This is a genomic window from Ohessyouella blattaphilus (genome assembly GCF_024721265.1).
Classification (GTDB): domain Bacteria; phylum Bacillota; class Clostridia; order Lachnospirales; family Lachnospiraceae; genus Aequitasia; species Aequitasia blattaphilus_A.
The window spans coordinates 41,260-63,864 of the sequence record NZ_JAMXOC010000018.1 but is presented as its reverse complement, the minus strand read 5'-3'; the positions used below and the strand labels follow the sequence as shown (position 1 = coordinate 63,864).

Annotated in this window: 21 protein-coding genes and 1 tRNA gene; 16 read left to right on the top strand and 6 right to left on the bottom strand. The window is 45.1% G+C overall.

Annotated features, from left to right (window positions below; all coding sequences use genetic code 11):
* Positions 1–127: 127 nt before the first annotated feature.
* Positions 128–1,828 carry a methyl-accepting chemotaxis protein gene (locus tag NHH16_RS11480; RefSeq protein WP_262069747.1) on the top strand — a complete coding sequence of 567 codons (1,701 nt, stop codon included), beginning with the start codon at positions 128–130 and terminating at the stop codon, positions 1,826–1,828.
* A gap of 49 nt (positions 1,829–1,877) precedes the next feature.
* Here the strand turns inward: NHH16_RS11480 and NHH16_RS11475 are convergent.
* Together NHH16_RS11475 and NHH16_RS11470 are read right to left on the bottom strand one after the other, a co-directional pair.
* Positions 1,878–1,950: transfer RNA gene (locus NHH16_RS11475), tRNA-Val, on the bottom strand.
* Between the two features lie 32 nt (positions 1,951–1,982).
* The gene (locus NHH16_RS11470) at positions 1,983–3,608 is read right to left on the bottom strand and encodes a DEAD/DEAH box helicase (RefSeq protein ID WP_262069746.1); all 1,626 of its coding nucleotides are present in this window, start codon (positions 3,606–3,608) and stop codon (positions 1,983–1,985) included.
* Between the two features lie 195 nt (positions 3,609–3,803).
* Between NHH16_RS11470 and NHH16_RS11465 the strand changes: the two genes are divergently transcribed.
* Positions 3,804–4,958, top strand: a complete 1,155-nt coding sequence (locus NHH16_RS11465) for a MalY/PatB family protein (protein ID WP_262069745.1) — start codon at positions 3,804–3,806, stop codon at positions 4,956–4,958.
* A gap of 85 nt (positions 4,959–5,043) precedes the next feature.
* Here NHH16_RS11465 and NHH16_RS11460 read toward each other — a convergent pair whose 3' ends face one another.
* The 3 genes from NHH16_RS11460 to NHH16_RS11450 form a co-directional block, all read right to left on the bottom strand.
* The gene (locus tag NHH16_RS11460) at positions 5,044–5,886 is read right to left on the bottom strand and encodes an ABC transporter permease (RefSeq protein WP_262069744.1); all 843 of its coding nucleotides are present in this window, start codon (positions 5,884–5,886) and stop codon (positions 5,044–5,046) included.
* A 33-nt stretch (positions 5,887–5,919) separates the two neighbouring features.
* On the bottom strand, positions 5,920–6,648 hold the full coding sequence (locus NHH16_RS11455; protein WP_262069743.1) for an ABC transporter ATP-binding protein: 729 nt from the start codon (positions 6,646–6,648) through the stop codon (positions 5,920–5,922).
* A 120-nt stretch (positions 6,649–6,768) separates the two neighbouring features.
* Entirely contained in the window at positions 6,769–7,848 is a 1,080-nt protein-coding gene (locus NHH16_RS11450) for a HipA domain-containing protein (protein WP_262069742.1), read from the bottom strand.
* A 129-nt stretch (positions 7,849–7,977) separates the two neighbouring features.
* Between NHH16_RS11450 and NHH16_RS11445 the strand changes: the two genes are divergently transcribed.
* The 9 genes from NHH16_RS11445 to ptsP all read left to right on the top strand — a co-directional run bounded on the left by NHH16_RS11445 (position 7,978) and on the right by ptsP (position 16,018).
* Positions 7,978–9,171, top strand: coding sequence for an ROK family transcriptional regulator (locus NHH16_RS11445; protein WP_262069741.1), 1,194 nt, complete (start codon positions 7,978–7,980; stop codon positions 9,169–9,171).
* Positions 9,171–9,476 (top strand): PTS sugar transporter subunit IIB, encoded by a 306-nt coding sequence (locus NHH16_RS11440; RefSeq protein WP_262069740.1) that lies wholly within the window; start codon positions 9,171–9,173, stop codon positions 9,474–9,476. The genes NHH16_RS11445 and NHH16_RS11440 overlap by 1 nt, the downstream gene beginning before the upstream one ends.
* A 24-nt stretch (positions 9,477–9,500) precedes the next feature.
* Positions 9,501–10,832 (top strand): PTS sugar transporter subunit IIC, encoded by a 1,332-nt coding sequence (locus NHH16_RS11435; RefSeq protein ID WP_262069739.1) that lies wholly within the window; start codon positions 9,501–9,503, stop codon positions 10,830–10,832.
* A gap of 13 nt (positions 10,833–10,845) precedes the next feature.
* Positions 10,846–11,160, top strand: coding sequence for a PTS lactose/cellobiose transporter subunit IIA (locus tag NHH16_RS11430; RefSeq protein ID WP_262069738.1), 315 nt, complete (start codon positions 10,846–10,848; stop codon positions 11,158–11,160).
* Between the two features lie 78 nt (positions 11,161–11,238).
* Positions 11,239–11,988: a chitin disaccharide deacetylase gene (gene chbG, locus NHH16_RS11425; RefSeq protein ID WP_262069737.1), complete on the top strand. Its 750-nt coding sequence runs from the start codon at positions 11,239–11,241 to the stop codon at positions 11,986–11,988.
* A 12-nt stretch (positions 11,989–12,000) separates the two neighbouring features.
* Entirely contained in the window at positions 12,001–13,320 is a 1,320-nt protein-coding gene (locus NHH16_RS11420) for a 6-phospho-beta-glucosidase (protein WP_262069736.1), read from the top strand.
* A 15-nt stretch (positions 13,321–13,335) separates the two neighbouring features.
* Positions 13,336–14,043 carry a glucosamine-6-phosphate deaminase gene (gene nagB / locus NHH16_RS11415; protein ID WP_262069735.1) on the top strand — a complete coding sequence of 236 codons (708 nt, stop codon included), beginning with the start codon at positions 13,336–13,338 and terminating at the stop codon, positions 14,041–14,043.
* 13 nt (positions 14,044–14,056) lie between these two features.
* On the top strand, positions 14,057–14,320 hold the full coding sequence (locus NHH16_RS11410; protein ID WP_262069734.1) for an HPr family phosphocarrier protein: 264 nt from the start codon (positions 14,057–14,059) through the stop codon (positions 14,318–14,320).
* Between the two features lie 3 nt (positions 14,321–14,323).
* Complete coding sequence (gene ptsP, locus NHH16_RS11405; protein ID WP_262069733.1) at positions 14,324–16,018, top strand: phosphoenolpyruvate--protein phosphotransferase; 1,695 nt, start codon at positions 14,324–14,326, stop codon at positions 16,016–16,018.
* Positions 16,019–16,084: 66 nt separating this feature from the next.
* Here ptsP and NHH16_RS11400 read toward each other — a convergent pair whose 3' ends face one another.
* A complete protein-coding gene (locus tag NHH16_RS11400; protein WP_262069732.1) occupies positions 16,085–16,651 on the bottom strand; it encodes a hypothetical protein in 567 nt (188 codons plus the stop codon).
* A gap of 116 nt (positions 16,652–16,767) precedes the next feature.
* Between NHH16_RS11400 and asnS the strand changes: the two genes are divergently transcribed.
* From asnS to NHH16_RS11375, 5 genes are read left to right on the top strand one after another with little or no spacing between them, the layout of a single operon-like run.
* Entirely contained in the window at positions 16,768–18,159 is a 1,392-nt protein-coding gene (gene asnS, locus NHH16_RS11395; RefSeq protein WP_262069731.1) for an asparagine--tRNA ligase, read from the top strand.
* 26 nt (positions 18,160–18,185) lie between these two features.
* Positions 18,186–18,884, top strand: coding sequence for a VanR-ABDEGLN family response regulator transcription factor (gene vanR, locus NHH16_RS11390; protein ID WP_262069730.1), 699 nt, complete (start codon positions 18,186–18,188; stop codon positions 18,882–18,884).
* Complete coding sequence (locus NHH16_RS11385; protein ID WP_262069729.1) at positions 18,874–20,019, top strand: sensor histidine kinase; 1,146 nt, start codon at positions 18,874–18,876, stop codon at positions 20,017–20,019. The genes vanR and NHH16_RS11385 overlap by 11 nt, the downstream gene beginning before the upstream one ends.
* The gene (locus NHH16_RS11380) at positions 20,020–21,078 is read left to right on the top strand and encodes a metallophosphoesterase family protein (protein ID WP_262069728.1); all 1,059 of its coding nucleotides are present in this window, start codon (positions 20,020–20,022) and stop codon (positions 21,076–21,078) included.
* Positions 21,075–22,592 (top strand): ATP-binding protein, encoded by a 1,518-nt coding sequence (locus tag NHH16_RS11375; RefSeq protein ID WP_262069727.1) that lies wholly within the window; start codon positions 21,075–21,077, stop codon positions 22,590–22,592. Before NHH16_RS11380 ends, NHH16_RS11375 begins: the two co-directional genes overlap by 4 nt.
* Positions 22,593–22,605: the final 13 nt, after the last annotated feature.

Below are 22,605 nucleotides of genomic sequence, written 5' to 3'. Positions count from 1 at the left end.
ACGGTACGTACGGTGCTGTGAGAGGACGGCGGTTAGTCACCGCCTCCTACTCGATTAACCCCTATTGTATAAGAAGGAATCTGTCGATAGTCATACAGAGTGACTATATACTAGGAGGTTATTATAAATGAAGAAATCAATAGTAAAGCAGATTACGACACTTACCATTTTGATTTTGGCGGTTTGCGCAGTAGGGATTGGTGTTGCTAGTCTTTTCGTTTTTCGAAGTACGGCTGTAAAGGATCATGCGATAACGGCACAGAATATCGCTCAATCAGCCGCCGCAGCCCTTGACGGAGATGGTTTTAAAGAGGCCATGGAAACAGGCGTCAAAGATGAAAATTACGACCGGGCAAAGGCAGTTCTTGATCAAATTAAGATTGATACAGATGTTAAATATTTATATGCTGTAGATGCCCATATTGACGAAAACGTTTCTTATTATGCAGAAGGCTATAATGCAGAAAAGGATGCAGAAGCAGAGCTAAAGTTTGGCGATACGGAAGCAGCTGAAAATTATGATAAGGAAATGTCTTTAACAGCCGAAAGCGGCGAACCAAATGCTTCCGATGTATACAGATCAGGAGAGTTTGGCGAGATGGTTACCGGATTTGCTGCCGTTAAAGATAGTGACGGCGAAGTGGTTGGCGTCATTGGAGCCGACATCAGCCTATCGGAAATCAACCAAGTTGTGCTTACCTTTGGGATTTGGATTTTAGTTGCTATTTTACTATGCTGTATTATCGCAACCGTTATCCTTATTCGGGTCATGCGTCGTACACTGGGGAAACCGATTGTTAAGCTAACAGAAATGTCGGATCAATTGGCTAAAGGAATTGTGGATATTAACATTGACTCTGATAGAGAAGACGAAATTGGCGAGCTAATGCATGCCTTCCAGAGAATGGCAGATAATACGAAAAAGCAAGTAGGTCTAATGGAAGAACTTGCTCAGGGAAACTTAAACTTATATCCAGTTATTCGTAGCGAAAAGGATGCTATGAATATTGCGATTAGTCAGACGGTTAGTCACTTAAATGAATTGTTCCGAGATGTTCTCTACGGAGCAGAACAGGTATCGGCAGCTGCCGAGCAGATTTCCTCGACGGCGCAGTCTTTAGCCGCTAGCACTAACGAGCAAGCGGCGACAGTGGATCAGTTTCGTGAAGTGGTTGGTCAGGTTCGTGAAAAGGGTGAAGAAAGTACAAATCAAGCAATCGGGGCACAGGAGAGTGCGATGCAGACCAATCAAGTGATTGTTCGCAGTGATGGTATGATGAATGATTTGGCTTTAGCGATGGAAGAGATCGATAAAAGTTCTCAGGAAATCTCTAATATTATTAAGACGATTGATGATATAGCCTTCCAGACGAATATCTTAGCGCTTAATGCGGCAGTGGAAGCAGCTAGAGCTGGTCAACACGGAAAAGGCTTTGCCGTGGTAGCCGATGAGGTGAGAAACTTAGCTGCAAAATCAGCTGAGGCCGCCCAGGAAACCGCCGGTTTAATCGCCCGCAGTGTAGAGAAGGTATCAGGCGGCAATGAACTGACAGAGGCCACGAGAGATAGCTTAGGCGAGGTGAAGACGATTGTCGTCGAGACGACTCAGTCGATGGATAAGATTAAAGAAGCCGCCATTGAACAAAGCCGTGCCTTAGAAGACATTAATCAGGCGGTGGAGCAGATTACCATTACCGTTCAGAGTAACTCCGCAAATGCCCAGCAATCAGCAGCATCAGCTGAGGAGTTAGCGGCTCAGGCCAACACTTTGAAAGAAGTGGTTAACCGCTTTAGACTTCAAGAAGAAAAGAATGAGCGTTTGGCATAAAGTATAAAAAAGGTCACTGTCCAAATGGGCAGTGACCTTTTTGTCGATATGGAAACAACAGGGCTCGAACCTGCGACCTTCCGCACGTCAAGCGGATGCTCTCCCAGCTGAGCTATGTTTCCCTATCGCTATTGTAGCACAGAAAGCTAGGGGCTTAAAAGGCTTTTTTCTTCTTTTTACCTTGTTTTCCCGTAGAGATTTCTGCTTTTATTTTGCGACCGTCAAGACGCATGTTATTGAGCTTTTTCAAGGTCTCTTTGGCATATTCCGCCGGAATATTGACGAAAGAGAATTTTTCAAGAATAGAGATATCGCGGATTTCCCGTTCTCTAAGACCAACCTTTTCTACTAAAAGCTTGATTAGCTGACGTTTTTTAAGCTTATCTAATTTGCCCACATTGATAAAGATACGAGCGTTGCCACTAGTGGGAATAGCACCCTTTTCGCGACTCCTTGGTCTTTCTTCAATATCTTTCAAATCGCTTAAGCCCACATCTTTTAGGAGAAGGGCGGCGGCAAGGTCGAGGATTGTGATCTCGGTATCGTGTTCGCTTAGGAAATCTTCGATTCCTTGGCGATAAAGGCTTAATTTGCCGTCATCTGCTAGGGCAGTTGCTTCCGACAAGGCTTTGCGTACGCGAATATCGGTGATTTCAGCAACCTTAGGAATCGGCATGTATTCGATTTTGGCCTTGGTGTAGTTCATGATTTCTCTTAGTCGCCACATATCTCTTCTGGTAACGAAGAGGTAAGAGATCCCTTCGGCCTTGGCTCTTCCCGTACGACCAATCCGGTGTACGTAGTATTCAAGGTCTTCTGGCACGTCGTAGTTAAAGACGGCTTCAATCCCTTTCACATCGATCCCTCTAGCCGCCACGTCAGTAGCGATTAACAGGTCGATTTTACGGTTTCTAAAGTCCCGCATGACGCGGTCTCTCTGGGCTTGGTTCATATCGCCGTGGAGTCCTTCCGAGAGGTAACCTCTAGCGGTCATCTCAAGGGCTAGTTCGTCTACCATTCGCTTGGTATTACAGAAGACAATTCCCTTTTCATAGCCGCCTAAGTCAACGAGGCGAGCCAGGAGGTCGATTTTGTTTTCTGAGCGTACCTCTAGATAATATTGTTTAATGGTAGGAACGGTCATTTCACTTTTTGTGATTTGAACCTTTTCGGGAGTGTGTAGATACTTTTTGGTGATGTCGAGAATCTCCTTTGACATCGTTGCTGAATATAAGACCGTTTGGTGGGACTCGGAAGCGGATTCGAGGATGGTATCGATATCTTCACGAAAGCCCATGTTAAGCATTTCGTCGGCTTCGTCGAGAACGAGATACTTAAGGTTATCAAGTTTGACGGTGTGGCGGCGCAAATGATCCATCAGACGTCCTGGGGTAGCGACGATAATCTGGGGACGTTTTTTTAGGGCGGTAATCTGTCTCGTGATAACCTGGCCACCATATACAGGGGTGATGCGAATGCCAGCGGTATATTTACCCAGCTTCATTAGCTCGTTGGTAATCTGAACGGCAAGCTCTCTGGTCGGGGCGAGAATAAGTGCTTCTACGTGCTTTGCTTCGGTGTCGATCTTTTCCATAATGGGAAGACCAAAAGCACACGTCTTACCGGTACCGGTAGGCGCTTGCACCACCATATCTTTTCCTTCTAGCATGGGAAGAATACTTTGGCTCTGTACGGGAGTTGCTTCGGTAAAGCCCATATCAGCCACCGCTCGTTTTAGTTCGTTATTAATTTCTAAATCTTCAAATAGGATGTTTTCCATAAATCTCACTTTCATTAACAAAAGAAAACGGTACCGGGGAATTCACCAGTACCGTTAAAATACAATGTAACCTTGGAAACTATCTCATAGTTAGCGACCTTTGTCAAGGTCTGTAGGAGAATCTTCCTATATTAACCGCGAAAAAAACGTGTTAGAATACTTCTTATACGGTATTTTGATTTGAGGAGGAAAAAAATGAGACCAGAGTATGTTGAGAGAAAGCAGACGAACTGCGAGAAATGGGATGGTATGGAGCGCCTTTTCTCCAGCAATGATTTATTACCACTATGGGTGGCGGATATGGATTTTAAAGTGCCGGAGGCAATTACAAAGGCTTTACACGAATATGTGGAGATGGGAGCTTATGGTTACTATAAGGTTCCGGATTCTTATTATGAGGCATTTATCGCCTGGGAAAAGCGTCATCACGGTTTTACCGTGGAGCGCGAATGGCTTCGCTTTTCACCAGGAGTGGTATCAGGCTTTAACTGGGGCGTTCAGATGCTGACTAGGCCAGGCGATAGCATTTTGATTCAGCAGCCGGTGTATTATCCCTTTGCGAGAGCGATTGAAAACAATGAACGCCATTTAGTATCGGCAGACTTAGTTAATCACAATGGCCATTATCAGGTGGACTTAGAGGCTTTTGAGGAAACGATTATTAAAGAAGACGTTAAGCTCTTTATCCTTTGCTCTCCCCACAACCCAGTCGGTCGGGTGTGGACAGAGGCCGAGCTTAAGGGGATGATAGCCCTTTGCCGGAAACATAAAGTATACGTCTTGGCGGATGAAATTCACCAGGACTTGGTGATGTCGCCCCACCATCATACCTCGGCATTTTTAGCAGAGAATTATCAGGAGGGGATGATTTTGCTGACGGCACCCTCAAAGACCTTTAACCTAGCAGCCGGTCAAAACTCCATTATCATCATTAAAGATGAGGAGCTGCGCGCCCGCTGGGATAAGTTTGTTCTCAGTATTGCCATCGGTAGCGGCAACGCCTTCGGGTATATTGCGGCAGAGGCCGGTTACCGAGAGGGCGATGAATGGCTTCAAGGCGTAAAAGAACAGATCCAAGAGAACTACAATTATCTAAAGGATGAGCTTTCTCGGCATTTACCGAAAGCCGTGTTAGCGCCCCTTGAAGGAACGTATTTAGCTTGGCTAGATTTGGGTGCTTATCTAGAAGGGAAAAACGTCACGGAAGTGATGGAAGAGCAGTGTAAGTTAGCGGTAGATTACGGCAACTGGTTTGCACCTGTGGGATATGAGAACTTTATTCGGCTTAATCTGGCCACCTCATTAGATAATATTAAGGTAGCGACAGCGTCATTATGCGAACGCGTCTGAGGTCTGTCCTGAACAGTTACGAATACTTATAGGAAAAAGGCGTAAGGAGAAAATATCTCCTTGCGCCTTTTTGAATAGCCCAACTTTACTTAATATCTCTTGCTTTAAAGGAAGTTACACCGATTATATAGGTGACAACAAAATACCCGAGAGCGACCAGGGCTCCTTGAATGAAGATTTTAGAAGTAAAGTTGGTGGCCACATTGGTCATATTTACATCCAGTAGGTACTGAGTCAGATTTATCTCCCAGTCAAATAGCTGTTTGGCAGCAAACATCATTAGTTGCACGATAAGGGTAAGGAACTCGAGGAAGCAAATATTAGCCGCCAGCGAACCACCGTTTTGCCGAATCAGCATGGAGAACATGGTAAAGACAGAGACGTAGGCGGCGATGATAAGTCCTTCAACACCGATGCTTAGAAGCGTATCTGACCAAAAGCCTGGGGATATGTCTCCAAAGCCCCATAAAAAGGTGGCAAAGCAGGTGGCGATAATACCGGAAACGAGAAAATAAAAGAGTCCCGCCAGCACCCCGACGATGGTCTTTGAGGCGTATAACTTGCTTCGGCTTAAATTAGTCGAGGCTGAATTTTTAATGGTGCCGTTGTTGAATTCACTGCCTACAAAGAGGGAGATGACTACGGCTAGTAATAAGGCAGCGGAGCTAGAGCCGAAGAAGGTCGCCATCGTGCTACTGCCGGTAGGGGCGTTCATCAGGACGTCAGTATTGGCTTCCGAGGTCACTTCGTTACCGATTTCTACGGTGACACCGCTCTGTTCACTAGTGGAGGATTGTTTTAGATTTTTATAAGCGAAATCCATCAAAAAAACGGTGGCGACAGAAAGAATGATGGAGATGATTAGACATACGTAAAAATAATTTGATTTTCTAAGTTTAAATAAATCACTGCTAATAGCGTTTTTCATAGTTATATATTCCTTTCGTTTGGTAGGTAGAATTTAGATTCCGGCAATCTTTTGTAAGAAGTAGTCTTCTAGATCGTTATCGTGTTCGGTAGGGGTCTCTCCCTGGCGTTCTAAGAGTTCCTGTTTGGTAAACTCTTCCACTAGCTGGCCGTTGTGAATAATGCCATAGCGGGTAGCAAACTTGGAAAGTTCGCTAAGAATATGGGAGGAAATGAGAACGGTGATTTTCTCTTCCTTATTTAGTCTAACGATAAGTTCCCTGATTTCTCGAATCCCTTGGGGGTCCAAACCGTTGGTAGGCTCGTCGAGGATTAAAAACTTCGGAGAACCGATGAGAGCAACGGCAATGGCTAAGCGCTGACGCATTCCTAAGGAAAAGTTCTTCGCCTTCTTCTTGCCGGTATCGGCAAGTCCCACAAGCTCTAAAAGTCGATCGATTTGCTCCGGGGACTCTCCCTTTAATTTCACCTGAACCATCATATTGTTCCTGGCGGTCATATTGGGATAGAGCGCCGGGTTCTCGATAACAGTACCAATATTCGCTCTGGCAGCGGTTAAATTCTGACCGCCAAAGAGTAAGAGATTACCTTCCGTTGGCTTTGCCAGGCCGGCAATCATGCGGATTAAAGTAGTCTTACCGGCACCGTTTTTACCGATAAAGCCATAGATATCGCCTTCGTGTACGGTTAATGAAAGATCCTTAACCACCGAGTTATTTCCATATTTTTTCGTTAAATGATTTGTTCTAAGTATTGTTCCCATATAGGCCTCCTTTGTTCGTCTGTATTAGTGTATTACAATCATAGTACAATAATATTATGGTGTCAACACTTTTCTAAAAAAAATTACCGAAGCAAACGGTATTCGTTGCTTCGGTAATTTTTATTGATCGAGGATTTGAACTCTTTCTTGGACTCCTTGCCACTGTTTTTCGGTAACGGTGGGTGGGCGTTTTCCGTTTCGGATATTCTCAAGAGGAATGCGGACGTGACTGAGGGCATCAAGGGCGGCATCTCTTAGGAGCATGGGTTCCTTACTAGTTAGTGACATGATTTCGATGTTTCGATTGAAGGCGCGGTCGTGGTCGAAGTGAAGAGCCATACGCACGAGCTTGCCGGTATTCGCATCCATATAGAAGCCCCAATTCTGACCGTGCCGATCAGGGTTATTGAGGATATAGTCAATTATCTGCATTTCGTAATAAATACGAGCATCGTACTTAATCGCTTGATCGATTGGGTCGATATCATAATAGGAACAAAAGGTAGAAAATTCGTCAAAGGAGACGAAGGAAAGGTTCTCGCTAGTAAAAAGTTTGGAGTTGACGATGGCTTCACCAACGCCGGTAAGCCAAGTCTTGACCTCGGTAGAGAGGTATTTGTCAATCTGTTCGGCTGTTGAGAGTTGGTACTTGATATGCTCTAGCCCGAGCATATCGATAATAACGCTTGCACCCACTTCGTTTATCCCAATTTTATGGAGATAGAGACCATCCGTTTCTTTGATCCAAGCCTTAGCGTTAACGCCCCAAGTGGTTAACTCTGGAGAAATCTCGTGGATAATTTCGTTACCTTCAATCCGGTAGGAAGTTTTACTGAGCTTTCCCGAAAGGGAGGTTTCGACGATGGAAAGGGACAAATCGTTGTGAAACAGATTGCGGTCTTCCCAAGTAATGGTATCCATTTCATCGCGAATCCAGTAGGAATCGGTTAGGCTAAACCCGCGACAAGCTTTCGCAATCCGGTACTTATCATATTGGGGTAGGCGATAACGGTTGATAATATCCTTGGCGTGTTGGCGATCAAGCTGGAGCGCGCGCAAAGAAACCCAGTCCTTATACTGAGCGCTACTAAGCTGAGGGATTCGCAGAGCGAAGGGTAAGCGATCAAAGTCGATAACCGCAATCGTTCCGTCATCGTGAATATTTAGTAAGGGATCGTTTTTTAGCATTAAAGTGTCCATATAATATCTCCTAATAGAATTATTATAACGTATTTTGTAAAAACCACCAAATGATTGTTGACAAATGGAAAAAATATGTCTATTATGTAAGTAAGTAATAATTACTAACGTATCTAAAGAGGAGATATTATGAGGGAAAAGATAGAACCTACAGGCCGGCGACTAGTGGCCGATCGCTCTTTAAGTCGAGTGATTAATGAAAAAGCCATCGCTGAGGAGATCCATCGGCGCAGTGGTGTCTCTAGAGCCACCCTTGCAAAGGATTTAGGGATAAGCAAACCGGCGATCGCTAGCAACGTGGAGCTGTTGATTGCTTCTGGTCTAGTGGTTGAACGGGGCGAAGGCGAAGCCGCCAAAAAGGGCGGACGCAAACCAATCTTACTGTATTTTAACGAGAGTTTAAGATACGTCGGTGCTTTGGACTTGTCTTTTCGCAATCCGGTCTGTGCCGTAGCGGACATGAACAATTGTTTAATCGGCTTAAAGCGAGTGAAGGCTAAGAAGAAAGCTACGGCCGAAGATAAGCGCCAGCAGATTCGGGACACGTTCTTTGAGATTCTTGATGAGAATCAGATTCCCCGAGAGAAGCTAGAGCTAATCGTTATTTCTCATCCCGGGGTATTCACCGATGATGAGCCTGATTTTATCAGTGAGCGGCATGTAGACTTTGCGAATATTGGGATTCGCGAGTATTTAAAACAAGAATTAAAGATTCACGTATCCGTCCGCAACGATGCGGGGATGGCGGCACTTGGAGAATGGTATGTCAGTGCCGAAAAAGGAGATGAAAACCTTCTTTATATCAGCGCCGGAGTAGGTGTGGGTGCGGGTATTATCTTAAATGGGAAGCTTCACTTAGGAGAAGGCAACGCAGCTGGTGAAGTTGGTTACGTGATTTTGGATGACGGTAGAAGTGTAGAAGAAACCATTGCCATGGAAAGTCTTTTCAAAGAACTTTCTGAAAGGGGACTTTCAATTAGTGGGGAGAACCCGCTGAATTTTCAAGAGGTGGTCGCCTTAGCTAGACAGGGTGATGAGAGAGTTTGCGAGGTGGTCCATGAGTTTGGCTATAAACTGGGCAAAATGATTTATAACTGTTGCACGTTTTTAGATGTTAAGAAGGTTTTGTTAGGAGGGGATTATTTAAGTTTTGGCGAAGTTATTTTAGAAGGTGTGCGTGAGTTTATTGATTCCACAAAAGGGTTTGTAAAACCTCAGGTGGCAATTGGCGAGCTTCGCGAGGGAGCAGGTATCTACGGCTGTTTTGTTGTAGGAACAGAGAAAATCATAGAAAAGATTATTCAACAAGGAGGGAAAAAGTAATGGCAAAAGTAATGTTTGTATGTGCTGCGGGAATGTCTACTAGCCTTTTAGTGGAAAAGGTAAACAAGGCGGCAAAAGAAAAAGGTCTTGAGTTAGAGGTGTACGCCATGGGTGAAGCGGAAGCGCGTAAAGATTTAACCCAGGCGGACGTGCTACTTTTAGGACCACAGGTACGTTATTTAGAAGGAAAGTTTAAGGAAGCGATTGCCGGATCAAGCACAAAAATAGGTGTGGTGGATATGCTGTCTTACGGACGTATGGACGGAGCGGCAGTTCTTAAACAAATTGAGTCATTGCTAGGGTAGCATTGAGAAAGGGAGGACAATTACATGGGTAACAATTCATTTATCGACAAATTTTCCGCAGTTGCTGGAAGAATTGGTCAGCAAAGGCACTTGGGGGCAGTTAGGGATGGCTTTGTTTCGTTAATGCCACTTATGATTGTAGGGTCTTTAGTAACCTTGATTAACAACTTGCCAATTGGCAGAAACACTTTATTAAAAGAAAAGTTAGCAGAAATTCCCGGACTGGCCTGGATTACCACCATTAATGGAAACGTTTGGTGGGGGACATTTGGAATGATTTCCTTGTTCTCGGTTATGGCCATTGCCTATTATCTAGCGAAATCATACGAAGGCAATGCTTTGTCAGCAGCTTTAGTTAGTTTGGCAGCGTATCTTTCAGCAGTTCCTCAGATGGCCTTTATTACCACGGAGGCTGGCGAAGAAGTGGCTGGTTGGGGCTTTATTAACTACCGCTACACCAACGCTCAGGGATTGATTGTGGGGGTGATTATCGCCCTTATCGGAACGGAGATTTTCGTACGTCTGTCTAGGTCCGATAAACTGATAATTAAGATGCCCGATGGTGTGCCCCCAGCGGTATCCCGTTCCTTTGCAGCACTGATCCCTGGTGTTATCACTATTATTGCTATTTCCTTTATTACGGTAATGATTGAATTGGTGGCGAAAAACAATGTCTTTGATTTAATCTACGAGAACTTAGCGAAGCCGTTAGCAAAGGGCTCAGATACCTGGGGCTTTGGCCTGATTATTGTGCTTCTAACTCACGTCTTCTGGGTATTTGGTATTCACGGCGCCAATATGTTTGAAGGGGTGTTACAGACTCTTAACTTAATGGCAGTAGATAACAATACAGCCTTACTAGAAAGTGGTGCTACAGAAGGATTTACCTACTTTAGCAAATCTTTCTTAGACGCTTTCGTCTACATGGGTGGTGCTGGTGTGTGTATCGGCTTGGTAATCGCCTTACTTGTTGCCGGTAAATCAAAACAGAACCGGATGGTTGGCCGTTTAGGTCTCCTGCCATCGGTCTTTAATATCAATGAGCCGATTATTTTTGGATTACCGATTGTATTAAATCCGATTTTTGCGATTCCTTTTGTCCTAGCTCCGATTCTTTGCTTTATCGTTGCCTATGGCGCCAGTCGAATGGGGATTTTACCAGCGGTATCCGTTGTTATCCCGTGGACGACCCCACCGATTCTTTCGGGGCTCTTTGCCACAAACTTTAAGATTATCGGTCCCATTATTCAGGTGATTAACCTAGCGATATCGGTTCTCGTATACATTCCGTTTGTTAAGATTGCCGATCGTATCGAGATGAAGAAAGAAGCCCAGCAAGCAGAAGCTGCTGAGTAAGAGAGGTTGTAAGATGGATCAAGAAAGAGAAATGCTAGTAATGAACTTAATCGTCGATGCCGGAAGCGCGAAAAGTAGCGCGCTTGAAGCGATTGCCCTAGCGAGAGAAGGCAAAATGGAGGAGGCACGTGCAGCCCTTGAGCGAGCCAATGAAGATATTTCTAGAGCTCATGGTACGCAGACAGGACTTATTCAAAATGAAGCAAAAGGTAATAAGACAGAGATTGATCTGTTTATGGTACATGCACAAGACCATGTGATGACGGCGATTCTGGCAAAGGATTTGGCGGCAGAGATGGTTGAATTATACGGGAAACTGGATTCCTAGAATCCGCAAGCAAAAAGGCTGTTACATAAGGAGGAATCTTTGTGACAGCCTTTCTGGTATAAATGAGGTAATTATTTTATGAAAGTTATTTTTAATGCAGATGATTTTGGGCTTTCTAAAGCCGTTAACTTAGGGATATGTGAGGCTTACGAACAGGGAGTGGTGCGTTCGACCTCGATGATGGCCCAGATGCCAGGTTTTGACCACGCGGTGGCTCTCCATCAGCGCCACCCAGGCTTAAGGATTGGGGTACACCTTACCTTGACCGCAGGGAAACCGCTAGGCGAGGGGTATCAGACCCTGATTGATAGTGCGGGCAACTTTTTAAAGCTTGGTGAGCTGACGGGGAAAGCTTCGGCAGGAGAGCTTGACTTAACAGAAGTGGAACGAGAGTACGAGCTGCAAATTCAGAAGGTGAGCGGTGCCGGGATTGAGATTACCCATCTAGATTCTCACCACCATACCCATACATTAGCAGGACTCTTGCCGGTGTTTTTAAAGGTGGCTAAGAAATATAAGCTTAAGGTACGTCTTTATGACCGAAGTAGTTTAGGAGAAGAATATGCTTCCCTCAAGTCAGTTGCTCACTTTGATGATGGCTTTTACAGTGAAGGGGCGACGCTAGATACGTTAAGGGGAGTGCTTTGCGGTAGTAAGTACGACAGTGCAGAGATTATGTGTCACCCAGCCTATGTAGATGCCGATTTGTATGAGCGCAGCTCTTACAATGTCCCGCGAATCTTTGAACTGAGAACTTTGACAGATACCCGTTTGCAAACGTTAATTAGAGAAGAGCAGATTGATCTGTGTTCATACGCAGAGCTATAGAGAGGAGATACCATGGAAGGAGTAAAAATTGTTACCATCGGTGGCGGTTCAAGCTACACGCCAGAGCTGATCGAAGGGTTTATCAAACGCTACCAATCGTTGCCGGTTCGGGAAATTTGGCTGGTAGATATTGAAGAAGGCCGTGAAAAATTAGAAACGGTAGGAAATCTAGCCAAACGCATGGTTAAAAAATCAGGATTACCGATTGCTATTCATTTGACCTTAGACCGAAGAGAAGCTCTTGCAGGTGCTGATTTTGTTACTACTCAGATTCGGGTGGGGCAGTTAAAGGCCCGGGGTCTAGATGAGCAGATTCCTCTAAAGCATGGACTTCTGGGACAGGAGACCAATGGTGCCGGCGGCATGTTCAAAGCCTTCCGGACAATCCCGGTGATTCTAGAGATTACGAAGGATATGAAGGAGCTTTGCCCAGAGGCGTGGCTGATTAACTTTAGCAATCCGGCAGGAATGGTAACGGAAGCTTGTCTTCGCTATGGGCAGATTAAAAAGGTCATTGGACTGTGCAACGTTCCCATTCATATGGAGATGGATATTGCCAAACTGCTTGAGGTTCCAAAAGAGGATGTGTGGGTGCGCTTTGGCGGGCTTAATCACTTAGTGTACGCCTTACAGATTTTCTTAAAAGGCAAGGATGTAACGGGGCAGGTCTTAGAGCTATCTACCGATCCGGAAAAGGGTATGGCGATGACCATGAAGAATATTATGCCAGTAAGCTATGAACGGGAGTTTATTAGGGCTTTAGGCGTGCTCCCATGTCCGTACCACAGCTACTATTATCGCAAGGATGAGCAGCTAAAAGAAGAGCTGGTGCAGCTGAAAGAAGGGGCTGTGAGGGCGCTAAAGGTACAGGAGATCGAGAAGGAGCTATTTGCTCTATACCAAAACGAAGACCTAGATATCAAACCGCCCCAGTTAGAACAGCGCGGCGGTGCCTATTACTCCGATGCCGCTTGTTCGTTGATTGAATCTATCTATACGGACAAGAGGGATATTCAGACGGTAGATACCCGTAATAATGGAACGATTGCTGGTATTCCTGACGACAGTGCGATAGAATGTAGTTGTATAATTACGGGAGAAGGGCCGGTGCCGCTTAATATTGGACATCTACCAGTAGCGGTTAACGGCTTGGTTCAGGAGATAAAGTCTTTTGAACGGATGACTGTAGAGGCCGCGGTAACTGGGGATAGAGACAAGGCTCTTCTAGCCCTTTCTATCAATCCGCTAACGACCTCAGATAAGGTGGCGAAAGCGGTAATTGAAGAGCTAATGGAGGCTCATAAGGATTATCTACCACAATTTAACAGATAGGAGAGAAGTGTGTAAATGAATGTAATTAAGGCAAAGAGTGTAGAGGAATTAAATAAAAAGGCAGCGGTTATGATTGCCGGACAGATGCTAGAAAAACCGGATAGTGTTCTGGGGTTTGCCACTGGCAGTAGCCCACTAGGAACGTATGCCGAGCTGATTCGCCTGTATCAAGAGGGGACCATTGATTTTAGTCAGGTGACTACTTTTAACTTAGATGAGTACGTTGGTTTGGGAAAAGACCATTCACAGAGTTACCACTATTTCATGAAAGAGAATTTATTCTCCAAAGTGAATATTAAAGAGGAGAACACCCATATTCCGTCCGGAGTAGCAGCGGATGCGACGGCAGAGTGTCGCCGCTACGAAGAGGCCATTGGCGCCGCTGGCGGTGTTGACCTACAGCTTTTAGGACTGGGTAGGAATGGTCATATCGGCTTTAACGAACCGGATTCGATTTTCGGAAAAGAGACTTCGGTTGTAAAACTAACCGAGAGTACGATAGAGGCTAATACGAGATTTTTTGACAGCTCTGCGGAAGTGCCAAAAGAAGCGATTAGTATGGGGATTGGAACAATTATGAAAGCGCGAAAGATTCTCTTAATCGCTTATGGAGCGGATAAAAAGGAAGCAATTGAAAAGTTGCTTAGCGGTGAGGTAAGCCCGCAAATGCCGGCTAGCATTTTGCAACTACACCCGCAAACAACCATTATCTATGCAGATTAAGGAGGAGTGAAAGATGATTAACAGAAAAGTAAAAGTGACAAATCCTTCGGGATTACATATGCGTCCCGCTGGGGTTTTTGTAAAGGTGATAACAGGTTTTGAGTCTGAGGTAACCCTGCGGGCAAACGGTGATGATTTTAACGCGAAAAGTATGCTAGGTGTTCTCAGTGCCTCGATCAAATGCGGGGATGAGGTGGAGCTGATTGTCTGTGGCGCAGATGAGGAAGCTTGTATGAAGGCCGCTGTGGAAGCGATTGAAAGTGGTTTGGGAGAATAACACATGAAGAGAAACGGACTGGGGGTGTCCGCCGGAATCGGTATAGGAACTACCCTTGTTATTGAGGAAATTGTTTTCGATGTAAGCAAAAAAGCGGTGGACGAAGAGTCCCTAGCGGACGAAGTGAATAGACTGCATACAAGTATTGACGGCCTGAAAGCCTATTTGGAAAAAAAGGTGGCGAAGCTTGGCCATGAACAAGGAGAAATCCTTCAGAGTCATTTGGATCTTTTGGCGGATCCGGCGCTGGTACCGGAAATTGAAAAGATTATTACCCAGGAAAAGACGGTTAGTGAATACGCCGTTCATCAAGTATTTGAACAGTTCATTCAGCTCTTTCTAATGAGTGGCGATGAGCTTTTAGAGCTAAGAGCCACCGATTTAAAGGACTTACGCCAAAATCTACTAAGGGTTCTCGGCGGTAAAGAGCTAATCGATGTGAGTGATGCCAAGCCGGGAACGGTACTAGTGGCCCAGGAGTTAAGTACTTCGGTGGCGGCTTCGATTAATCCGGAAAGTGTTGTCGGTATTGTGACTAATGTAGGCGGCAAGACAGCTCATATGGCAATTATTGCTAGGTCTTTAGCTTTACCTGCCGTCGTCAATGTAGGCGTACAGGATATCACCGACGGCATGGCCGTGATTCTTGATGGCACAACGGGAGAAGTACTATTTTCTCCAAGTGAAGAAGAGTGTGCCGAATTTACTAAGCGCCAAAGGGATTTTCAGGATGAACTTAAGCGGCTGGAAGTGTACCGGGGACAGGCGAGTGTTACGAAGGATGGAAAAGAGGTAGAGCTTCTGGCAAATATCGGTCTTGAACTAGATATTGGGCCAGCACTCGCTGCCGATGGGGAAGGGGTAGGTCTTTTTAGGACAGAGTTTCTTTATATGGACCGCTCATCAGCCCCTAGTGAAGACGAGCAGTTTGCTCTATACCAGAAGGCAGCTCAGGCATTTGCCCCGGGCCCGGTAATTATTCGGACTCTTGACGTTGGTGGTGATAAAGAGATTGCTTATCTAGGCATTGGTAAGGAAGAGAACCCCTTCCTAGGGTACCGAGCCATTCGTTACTGCTTAGAGCACCAGGAGCTATTTAAAATTCAGCTACGGGGGATTTTGCGCGCATCTGCTTATGGCAAAGTAAAGATTATGTTGCCGATGATTACCACAGTAGCGGAATTTAAAGAGGGGTTAGCCCTAGTGTCAGAAGCGAAGGCAGAGCTTAAAGAGCAGGACATTCCTTTTGATGAGCAAATCGAGGTGGGAATGATGATTGAGACGCCGGCAGCTGCGATGATGGCGGATGTGTTTGCAAAATATGCGGACTTCTTTAGTATCGGAACCAACGATTTGACTCAGTATACCTTAAGTGTGGATAGAGGAAACGAAAAAGTTGCGGGGCTTTATAGCACATATGATCCCGCCGTCTTACGGATGATTCACCGCGTTGGGGAAGCTGCCGCTGGAGCCGGAATTATGTGGGGAGTATGTGGTGAGGCCGCTGCCGACCCTCTGCTGACCAAGTTCTTTATCGCTTGTGGCGTGAATGAGCTAAGTATGGCTGGCTCTTCGATTCTACGAATTCGCCAGCAAGTCCTAGAAACAAATCAGTTTACGTGCGCAGAAAGGCTGGCAAAAGAGCTAAAGCTGTTGGAAACGTGTGCAGAGGCGAAGACCTTTTTAGAAAGTTTATAAAGAGAAACAAGAAAAGAGCGCTCCTTTTACCGAAAGGGGCGCTCTTCCTTACGTGATGCTTTTTGTTTACTGAGGTAAGACTTCTTCGTGAAAGTCGGTAGAGACAATGGTCTTTAACTCTTGTTCCGTGTCTTTATTGACAAAGATGATAGAAGTTTGCAAGTCTTCATCGACGACGCCGTCAAATAGTTGATAGAGATTTCCGTAGGCAAAGAGGATAGAAGCGTATTCTTCGTCAATCTCCTGGAATTCCACCGGGTCTACGCCGATAGTAAACTTAGTAAGCTCATCGTTATAGGTAATGGTATAGAAGGCAGGATAGCTTTCTTTGTTTTCGGTAAAATCTTTGATGAGTTTATCCGTATCCTCGGTGGTTACTTCCTTAAATTCCTCAATGAGCTCCTCGCTTAAGGTGTATGTGAGGGAACCATCGTCATTTTTCTTAATGTCTTTTACCCCTTCATCATCTTTGGTCAAAAAACCGTCCTCAAGAGCTAAAAATTCGTTTTGGGTTTCGGAGATGGTAATGTCTCTGTAGACCACCTCATCGGCTTCCGTTTTTTCTTTTGATTTCCCGCAGCCTGTAAGTAATAATGCCAGTGCAAGTAGTAGCGCGATTTTTTTAACTTTCATCTTGGTACCTCTTTTTTCCTTATAGTATTTCTTTCATTATAAATATAAATGAAAAGGTTTGTCAAAGCATCCGAAATCTTTTATACTTAGAGCATGAAGAAAAAGGAGCGTTGAACATGAAAATTACAAAGATTAAAGAAGTATTTAGAAATCCCCAGGAGTATTTAGATAAAGAAATTACCATTGGTGGGTGGATCCGTAGTCTACGGGATTCCAAGACGTTTGGTTTTATTGTGATAAATGATGGTTCTTACTTTGAACCGATGCAAGTGGTGTATCACGATACCATGGAGAATTTTGAACAGATTTCTAAGCAAAATGTAGGGGCCGCTCTTATGGTGACCGGGACATTAGTGGCTACGCCACAAGCGAAGCAACCTTTTGAAATTCAGGCCCGGGAGGTAGTGGTAGAAGGGGCTTCCGCACCGGATTATCCACTGCAGAAGAAGCGCCACTCTTTTGAGTACCTACGAACAATTTCCCATTTACGTCCCCGGACCAATACCTTTCAAGCGGTTTTCCGGGTCCGTTCACTGATCGCTTTCGCCATTCACAAGTTCTTCCAAGAACAAGGCTTTGTGTATGTGCATACGCCAATTATCACCGGTAGCGATGCGGAAGGAGCCGGCGAGATGTTCCAAGTTACTACCCTAGATATGAAGAATGTGCCACAAACAGAGGACGGAAGTCCTGATTACAGCCAAGACTTTTTCGGAAAAGAAACTAGCCTTACGGTTAGTGGACAACTTAACGGCGAGACCTTTGCCCAGGCGTTTGGTGACATCTATACCTTTGGTCCGACTTTTAGAGCCGAGAACTCCAATACCACGAGACACGCCGCCGAGTTCTGGATGATTGAACCAGAAATCGCCTTTGCTGATCTTGAGGATGATATGGACCTAGCAGAAGCGATGCTTAAGTACATTATCAAATACGTACTGGAGGAAGCGCCAGAGGAGATGAAGTTCTTCAACAGCTTTGTGGATAAAGGGCTCGCCTCGAGATTAGAGCTTGTGCTTAACTCTGACTTTGAGCGCATCACCTATACGAAGGCAATTGAGCTCTTAGAGAAAGTAAATGATAAGTTTGAATTTAAGGTTACTTGGGGAAGTGACTTACAGACAGAGCACGAACGATATTTGACGGAACAGCTCTATAAAAAACCGGTCTTTGTTACCGATTATCCGAAGGAGATTAAGGCGTTCTACATGAAGCAAAATGCGGACGGTAAGACGGTAGCAGCCATGGATTGCCTAGTTCCAGGAATTGGGGAGATTATCGGGGGCAGCCAAAGGGAAGATGATATGGATAAGCTTAGAGCCCGGATGGAAGAGTGTAACTTAGACGAAGGCGAATACGATTTCTACCTGGATTTACGGAAATACGGCTCAACAAAGCATGCTGGCTTCGGGCTAGGTTTTGAACGCTGCGTAATGTACCTAACGGGTATGGGGAACATTCGTGACGTGGTACCTTTCCCAAGAACCGCCGGTACGTGTGACTTATAAAAGCTAATTAGTTAGGGGACGATGGTATGCATAAAATATTAGTAGTAGATGATGAACGAGAAATCGCGGACGTGATTGCGCTTTATCTGCAAAGTGAGGAAACGGAAGTAAAGACTTGCTACAACGGGGAGGATGCGCTGGAGTATATTAGCAAGAATCCTCTTGACTTAGCGATTCTTGACATTATGTTGCCAGATATCGATGGCTTTGAAATCTTGAAGCAGATTCGGGAAGAGTATAAATTCCCAGTCATTATGTTGACGGCCAAAGACAGCGACATGGATAAAATTACAGGGCTTACTTTAGGGGCTGACGACTATATCCTTAAGCCTTTTAACATGATGGAGCTAGCCGCGAGAGTGCGGGCTCAGCTACGGCGTTACACCCAGTATAATACAAGTGGTGAGGGGAAAGAGGATGAGCAAGTCATCGACTTTGGCGGTCTTTACTTAGACCGGGCTTCCCATGAATGTGTTTATAACGGGACGACACTAACTCTAACTCCGATTGAGTTTGACATTTTGTGGCTTCTTTGCAGCAATCGCGGCAAGGTGATTAGCTCCCAGGAGCTCTTTGAAAACGTTTGGCACGAAGAGTACTATAAATCCAGCAACAATACGGTGATGGTGCATATTCGCCACCTGCGGGAGAAAATGAGTACACCGACAGGGAAATCGGACTTTATTAAGACCGTCTGGGGAGTGGGATATAAGGTTGAAGAATAGAGATAAGTATCGCAAATTAAAATTTAGTATCCTGTTACAAACGTTGATGGCGGCGACCTTAACGGTATTGGTCGCCGGCTTTCTTATGGAAATTTTAGCTGGCGGGAAGATCAGCAACAGTTTAACAGAGATGTTTGACAAGATATTAGTGCGCTTTAGCGCAGATGGAACGGCGACAGAGTTATATGAAAAGCTGATAGTAGCAAATAAGGAATTCTTTTTGCTAATCGGTTTTTTGATTCTGTTCGCCATTTTTTTCAATGTGGCTTTATCAAAGATGATTATGTATCTGATGCAAGTAGAGCACGGGATTGAGCACGTTGTGGAAGATAGCGCGGTACCGATTCGCCTAACCACAGAACTAAAGCCGATTGAAGTGCGCTTAAATGAGATTAAGGCAACAATCAAGCGTCAAGAGATCGAGGCGGAAAAAGAAGAAAAGAGCAGGAACGATTTAATGCTTTTTTTAGCTCATGATTTAAAGACGCCTTTAACCTCGGTTTTGGCCTATTTATCTCTTCTAGAGAGCAACCCAGAGCTGACCGGCGAAGAGCGGGAAAAGTACACGAAGATTGCCTTAGCAAAAGCCCAGCGCCTAGAGGAGCTTTTTATCGAGTTTTTCGAGGTGACCAAGCTAAATCTCCAGGAGATGGAGCTAGTGATGGTACCGGTAAACCTTTCCTTGATGCTAGAACAGCTAGCGGATGAGCTCTATGCAGTTCTTAAGGATAGACATCTCCAGTGCGAAGTGGAAGTGGAAGATAATCTGATTATCCAAGCGGATCCAGACAAGCTAATCCGGGTGTTTGATAATATCCTTAGAAATGCCATCGCGTATTGCTACGACAATTCGACGATTATTATTCATGCCAGGAGAAAACGGGGAAATGTGGAGATTACCTTTAGTAATCAAGGAGATCCCATTCCGCCAGTTATGCTCCAAACCATCTTTGAGAAATTTTACCGAGTGGATAACGCCCGGTCTAGTAAGACCGGTGGTGCCGGTCTTGGTCTAGCGATTGCCAAAGACATTGTGGAGATGCACCACGGGACCATTCGCGCGAAGAGTGACGATTTTTGGACTCAATTTATTGTATCGTTACCCTTAGAAAGCGAAGAGGAGGAGAGCAAATAAATGAAGTTTATACATATTGGTGATCTGCATTTAGGTGCGGAGCCGGATAGCGGGAGGGCTTACAGTAAGAACCGAGACCAGGAGTTTTATGAGACGTTGGAGCGGGTCGTGACGTATTGTAACGAACATAAAGTGGAACTTTTACTTTTTTCCGGAGATGTTTTTCACCATCAACCCCTACTCCGGGAGCTTAAGGAGCTTGATTATCTTTTTTCTAAGCTTATTGATACCCGGGTGGTGATGATTGCGGGAAATCACGACTACATTAAGCCAAGATCCTTTTACTTGACGTATCAATGGGAGTCTTTGGTGTATTTTTTATCGGATAAGGAACTGGACTTTGTAGAGTTTCCCGAACTTAAGCTAGCGGTCTATGGCTTTAGTTATCACACGCCGATTATGGAGGGGGCGCTGCCCCGGTTAGCTCCTAGTGCCGACACCACTAGTCACATTTTGCTCCTACACGGTGGGGATGGGAAGCACCTGCCCTTTGATAAAAATGCGTTGGCAGCTAGCGGTTTTGACTACGTTGCCCTTGGGCATATTCACAAGCCAGAAATTGTAGTGCCAGGGAAAATGGCTTATGCTGGTTCCCTAGAGCCTCTCGATAAGACGGAAACGGGGGACCACGGCTTTATCGAAGGCGAGCTAGTAGATGCTCAGCTAAAGCTTACCTTTGTGCCTTTTGCCAAGCGCAAATACATTGAGCTTAGAGTGACTACGGACAGAGAACTGAGTGGTCATGCCCTGCGAGATAAGGTCCAGGATGAGATTTGGCAGCACGGGCGGGAGAATATGTATAAGGTGATTCTTGTGGGCAATCGCCACGCGGAGGTGGTGTACGATACCGAGAATTTTGACACGCTCGGCAATATTGTAGAAATTATTGACGATACGGAACCGTATTACGATCTGGAGAAGCTATATAACAAGAATGAAAATAATCTCCTAGGCAAATTTATCGCCTCTTTTAAGGATGCCGAAGAAGGAAGTCTGGAGTACGAAGCGCTTATCCAAGGAGTTGAGGCGCTGATGCGAACGAGAAGGGATGAACGATGAAGTTTAAAAGTGTACAAGTGAAAAACTTCGGGAAACTAAGGGAAAGGGACCTAAGGTTTAAAGCTGGCTTAAATATTATTTATGGCGAGAATGAGGCGGGAAAGACCACTCTCCATACGTTTCTTAAGGGTATGCTTTTCGGTCTGAAAAGGAAACGTGGTCTGGCTTCGAAGACAGATGATTTTTCCCGCTATAAGCCTTGGGAGATGGGAAATTATTACGCCGGGAGCCTTAAGCTAGAGCATGAAAAGATGACCTACGTAATCAACCGTAGCTTTTCCGAAGGAGAAAAGGAGACCCGGTTTTATCGTCTTGAAGACGGTAAGGAGTTGGACGTTGAAAGCGATTTACCCCGGATTCTCGAAGGGCTCACAGAGGAGACGTATGATAACACAATCTCGATTAAACAGTTAAGTGCCAGAACGGATGAAAGCCTGGCAGCCTATTTTAACGACTATGCCACCGGCTATTATCTATCTGGGGGCCGGGATATTCACTATGAAGCTGCCTTTCATTACTTAGCCGAGAAGGGTAAGCAAGAGGATAAAGAGATTCGCGTAGCGGTAGAAAAAAGAAGAAAGCAAAAAGAAGCGATCGAAGCGGAAATGACGTATGTGTGGCGAGATGTACATCAGCTAGAAGAAGAAAAAGAAGCCCTAGCCGAGAGCCTAAAACTTGCCAAGAAGGAAGAGGATAACTACATTCAAAAGACCCATAAATGGCGAATCCACCCGGTAGAAATACTTATCTTTATCGCAGCGATTATCAGTCTCTTTATCTTTATTCCTAGGCCTTGGAACTATTTTATCTCCGTATTAGCCCTTTTACTAAGCATTATATATAGTTGGAATCGCTTGAAAGTCGCGAAGACGGAGACGAAGACAGAGCCCGAAAAAGTGTTGGAAGAAATAGCGGGCAAGAAGGAAGTCCTAAGCTATCAGGAACTCATGTGGAAGCGAGGACGAATTCAAGAGGAACTGCAAGACAAGAAGCAGCAGTACTATAATCTAAAAGAACGGTTAGAAGAGTTTGCGGAAATCTCTGAACTACGTCTTCGTCAAGAGCGTAAAAAGGAGGCGGTAAAGCTCGCTATGGAACGCTTAAGTACGCTTTCCGAAGAGATTAGAGTAAAGCTTGAAGGTAGCTTAAGCCAGCGGATATCGGAAATCCTCGGGAAGATAACGGCTGACAAGTATACTAGGATCTCCGTAGACGAGAAGATGCAGATATTTATTTATAGTCAGGATATGCGCATTCCCATCGAACAACTCTCCAAAGGGACAATCGAGCAGGTGTACTTCTCCCTGCGGGTAGCGATAACGGAAATCATGTTTGGCGAAGGGTACCCACTACTCTTAGACGATACCTTCGTCTATTACGATGATGAGCGCTTATCTTCGGTATTGGCGTACCTAACAGAGAGAAAAGGTCAGACGCTCCTGTTCACCTGCCATAAAAGAGAAGGGCGCCTAGCGGAAGAGTTAGGAATTGACGTAAATGAAATAAAGATGTGAAAACATGAAAAAA

Excerpts from the sequence above, each read along its gene's own strand:
- NHH16_RS11480 (WP_262069747.1), top strand. The coding sequence starts at position 128 with ATGAAGAAATCAATAGTAAAGCAGATTACGACACTTACCATTTTGATT.
- NHH16_RS11470 (WP_262069746.1), bottom strand. The coding sequence starts at position 3,608 with ATGGAAAACATCCTATTTGAAGATTTAGAAATTAATAACGAACTAAAA.
- NHH16_RS11465 (WP_262069745.1), top strand. The coding sequence starts at position 3,804 with ATGAGACCAGAGTATGTTGAGAGAAAGCAGACGAACTGCGAGAAATGG.
- NHH16_RS11460 (WP_262069744.1), bottom strand. The coding sequence starts at position 5,886 with ATGAAAAACGCTATTAGCAGTGATTTATTTAAACTTAGAAAATCAAAT.
- NHH16_RS11455 (WP_262069743.1), bottom strand. The coding sequence starts at position 6,648 with ATGGGAACAATACTTAGAACAAATCATTTAACGAAAAAATATGGAAAT.
- NHH16_RS11450 (WP_262069742.1), bottom strand. The coding sequence starts at position 7,848 with ATGGACACTTTAATGCTAAAAAACGATCCCTTACTAAATATTCACGAT.
- NHH16_RS11445 (WP_262069741.1), top strand. The coding sequence starts at position 7,978 with ATGAGGGAAAAGATAGAACCTACAGGCCGGCGACTAGTGGCCGATCGC.
- NHH16_RS11440 (WP_262069740.1), top strand. The coding sequence starts at position 9,171 with ATGGCAAAAGTAATGTTTGTATGTGCTGCGGGAATGTCTACTAGCCTT.
- NHH16_RS11435 (WP_262069739.1), top strand. The coding sequence starts at position 9,501 with ATGGGTAACAATTCATTTATCGACAAATTTTCCGCAGTTGCTGGAAGA.
- NHH16_RS11430 (WP_262069738.1), top strand. The coding sequence starts at position 10,846 with ATGGATCAAGAAAGAGAAATGCTAGTAATGAACTTAATCGTCGATGCC.
- chbG (WP_262069737.1), top strand. The coding sequence starts at position 11,239 with ATGAAAGTTATTTTTAATGCAGATGATTTTGGGCTTTCTAAAGCCGTT.
- NHH16_RS11420 (WP_262069736.1), top strand. The coding sequence starts at position 12,001 with ATGGAAGGAGTAAAAATTGTTACCATCGGTGGCGGTTCAAGCTACACG.
- nagB (WP_262069735.1), top strand. The coding sequence starts at position 13,336 with ATGAATGTAATTAAGGCAAAGAGTGTAGAGGAATTAAATAAAAAGGCA.
- NHH16_RS11410 (WP_262069734.1), top strand. The coding sequence starts at position 14,057 with ATGATTAACAGAAAAGTAAAAGTGACAAATCCTTCGGGATTACATATG.
- ptsP (WP_262069733.1), top strand. The coding sequence starts at position 14,324 with ATGAAGAGAAACGGACTGGGGGTGTCCGCCGGAATCGGTATAGGAACT.
- NHH16_RS11400 (WP_262069732.1), bottom strand. The coding sequence starts at position 16,651 with ATGAAAGTTAAAAAAATCGCGCTACTACTTGCACTGGCATTATTACTT.
- asnS (WP_262069731.1), top strand. The coding sequence starts at position 16,768 with ATGAAAATTACAAAGATTAAAGAAGTATTTAGAAATCCCCAGGAGTAT.
- vanR (WP_262069730.1), top strand. The coding sequence starts at position 18,186 with ATGCATAAAATATTAGTAGTAGATGATGAACGAGAAATCGCGGACGTG.
- NHH16_RS11380 (WP_262069728.1), top strand. The coding sequence starts at position 20,020 with ATGAAGTTTATACATATTGGTGATCTGCATTTAGGTGCGGAGCCGGAT.
- NHH16_RS11375 (WP_262069727.1), top strand. The coding sequence starts at position 21,075 with ATGAAGTTTAAAAGTGTACAAGTGAAAAACTTCGGGAAACTAAGGGAA.